We start from the raw sequence: 2488 nt of genomic DNA, 5'->3' as shown, positions 1-2488 counted from the left end.
CGCCTTCCTTGCCGACCTTCCCCATGGCCTCGGCGATGATCTGGCCGATGGAGTCGTCCGAGTTGGCGGAGATGGTGCCCACCTGGGCGATCTCCTTGTTGTCCGAACAGGGCTTGGAGATGGCCTTGAGTTCGGCCACGGCCGCCTCGACCGCCTGGTCGATACCGCGCTTGAGATCCATCGGGTTCATGCCGGCGGCGACCGCCTTCAGGCCCTCGCGGACCATGGCCTGGGCCAGCACGGTGGCGGTGGTGGTGCCGTCGCCGGCCACGTCGCTGGTCTTGGAAGCGACCTGCTTGACCATCTGGGCGCCCATGTTCTCGAACTTGTCCTTGAGTTCGATCTCCTTGGCGACGGACACACCGTCCTTGGTCACGGTCGGGGCGCCGTAGGACTTCTCCAGGACCACGTTGCGGCCCTTGGGACCGAGTGTCACCTTGACCGCGTTGGCCAGGACGTTGACGCCGTGCAGGATGCGGGCGCGGGCCTCGTCGCCGAAATGGAGTTCTTTTGCACTCATAGCCTTATAACCTCAGTAAACTGTCGTAGGGGGAAGCGTCGGACGGGGCGGGCGCCGGTTACTCGATGACGCCCATGATGTCGTCTTCGCGCATCACCAGGACCTCCTCGCCGCCGACCTTGACCTCGGTGCCCGAATACTTGCCGAACAGGACGCGGTCGCCGACCTTCAAATCCAGGGGGCGCAGTTCGCCGTTGTCCAGGCGCTTGCCCTTGCCGACGGCGAGCACCTCGCCCTGGATCGGCTTCTCGGTCGCGGAGTCGGGGATCACGATGCCGCCCGGGGAGGTGCGCTCCTCATCCCGGCGACGGACCACGACGCGGTCGTTCAACGGTTTGATATTCATGTGTTTTTTGCTCCTGATGCGGGCCCGGAGCCCGGAAACGGAAAGAGTGTTAGCACTCGGCTATAACGAGTGCTAGTAATTTACGGCAGATTTCGCGGGCGTCAAGCCCCCGCGCTGTTTTTTCGCGTCAGAGCTCCTTAAGTAGCACGCTAGAACTGGATACCGATACCGCCGCCCCCGCCGCCATACCAGCCGCCGCTCCCGCCGCCGATCCCGATGCCGATCCAGGGGCGCACGCGGCCGAACCCGTCGCCGGACCCGGGGCCTGCCGCGTCCGCGGTCGGCCACAGCCTGACCCGGGCCTTGGCGAGCAGCGGGAGCGGATAGGGGGCCGCCCCCACCTGGCCCTCGCGGGTGCCGGTGATCAGGCCGGTGGCGGTGACGGTGCGGCCGGGGCGGTAGTCCGCGGTTTCCAGATAGCCGGGGGCCACGGCGATGAAGCGGCCGATGGGTTCTTGCCCGAGCCGCGGCGCGCCGCAGCGCTCCAGCGGGTAGGCGATGACCGTAAGCTCAGTCCGATCGGCGAGGTTGAGCGCCTCCACCAGGGTGCCGCCCCAGCGCGCCAGCTCGCCCGTGTGACCCCGGGTGGCGCCGACCTGGGCCGGCGTCAGCGCGGGGTTGCCGACGGCGCCGACGCAGTCGGTCGTCGCGCAGCCGGGCAGGCCGAGCGCGATCAACAGGGCCAGGGGTAGGCCGATACCAGCGGTACGTGATTTCATCGGGACTCCTGCACTTGGCATTTCGCTTCAACCTGGAAAGAGCAGTTTGGCCGCAAATGAACGCAAACGAACGCAAATAAGCAAGAGCCTGGCCGGTGCGGCCGATTCACCGGCTGGGAGTTAGCGTGCGATCACCGCAATTCCCAGATTTATTTGCGCTTCTTTGCGTTCATTTGCGGCCAAATCGTCTTTTCCAGGTTCAACGGCGCCAGGGGCCTGACCGCGGCCCCGGCCAAGGTCCCCGCCCCGGCCTTGGCACCGGTCCGTGCACGCGGTAAGGGGCGTAGCCGCCCCACCCGGGACCGAACCAGGGGCCAACGCCGGGACCCCAGGGGCCATACCAGCCCGGATAGCCATACCCCGGGTAGCCATAGGGACCATACCCCGGCGGCGGTTCCTTGGGCCACAGATACCTGGTCTCGACCCTGACCAACGGATAGGCATAGCGGTAGTCCCCCACCGGCCTGGTCTGCACCCCCGCGAGGGTCCCGACCACCGTCAGCGCCCGATCCTTCTCATATTGCGCCGGGTCCAGAAAACCCGCCACCTGGGCGATGAAACGGCCCGTGCCCTCGCCCTGGGTCTGCGGTTCGCCGTCGGCGTCCAGGCGTCGGGCCAGCACCTCGACCTCGGTGGCCGTGGGCAGGTTGGTGACCGCGATGATGGTCCCGCCCCAGCGTACCCGTTGACCCATCAGCCGGGCCGGGTCCTGCTGTGCCTGGGTGACCTCCACGGCCTTGGCGGGGGCCTCGCGGATGGCCCCGGGGATCTGGGAGGTGCAGGCGCCCAAGGCGGTGAGCAGGGTGGCCGCGAGCGTGCGGGCCAGGGCGCGCCCCGGGGATCTGGACTTGCTCGGATCGGCGTCAGGCATGGCGTGGCCCTGGTGGGAGCGGCTTTACCGTG

At 67.8% G+C, this 2488-nt stretch carries 4 protein-coding genes; all 4 read right to left on the bottom strand.

Annotated features, from left to right (window positions below):
• On the bottom strand, positions 1–520 hold a 520-nt coding region (locus QZY48_RS23230), incomplete at its 3' end, for a TCP-1/cpn60 chaperonin family protein (protein WP_295435560.1).
• A 58-nt stretch (positions 521–578) separates the two neighbouring features.
• Positions 579–866: a co-chaperone GroES gene (locus QZY48_RS23225; protein WP_100921733.1), complete on the bottom strand. Its 288-nt coding sequence runs from the start codon at positions 864–866 to the stop codon at positions 579–581.
• A gap of 149 nt (positions 867–1015) precedes the next feature.
• Positions 1016–1585 carry a Slp family lipoprotein gene (locus tag QZY48_RS23220; RefSeq protein WP_295435557.1) on the bottom strand — a complete coding sequence of 190 codons (570 nt, stop codon included), beginning with the start codon at positions 1583–1585 and terminating at the stop codon, positions 1016–1018.
• A 199-nt stretch (positions 1586–1784) separates the two neighbouring features.
• Positions 1785–2456, bottom strand: a complete 672-nt coding sequence (locus QZY48_RS23215) for a Slp family lipoprotein (RefSeq protein ID WP_295435555.1) — start codon at positions 2454–2456, stop codon at positions 1785–1787.
• Positions 2457–2488 lie beyond the last annotated feature (32 nt).

Origin of the sequence: uncultured Thiodictyon sp. (genome assembly GCF_903828115.1) — a bacterium.
In the GTDB taxonomy this organism is placed as follows: Bacteria; Pseudomonadota; Gammaproteobacteria; order Chromatiales; family Chromatiaceae; genus Thiodictyon.
The sequence above is the reverse complement of the archived record's forward strand: the minus strand, read 5'-3'. Positions and strand labels throughout refer to the sequence as shown.

Coding starts and splice junctions, on each gene's coding strand:
- QZY48_RS23225 (WP_100921733.1), bottom strand. CDS start 866: ATGAATATCAAACCGTTGAACGACCGCGTCGTGGTCCGTCGCCGGGAT.
- QZY48_RS23220 (WP_295435557.1), bottom strand. CDS start 1,585: ATGAAATCACGTACCGCTGGTATCGGCCTACCCCTGGCCCTGTTGATC.
- QZY48_RS23215 (WP_295435555.1), bottom strand. CDS start 2,456: ATGCCTGACGCCGATCCGAGCAAGTCCAGATCCCCGGGGCGCGCCCTG.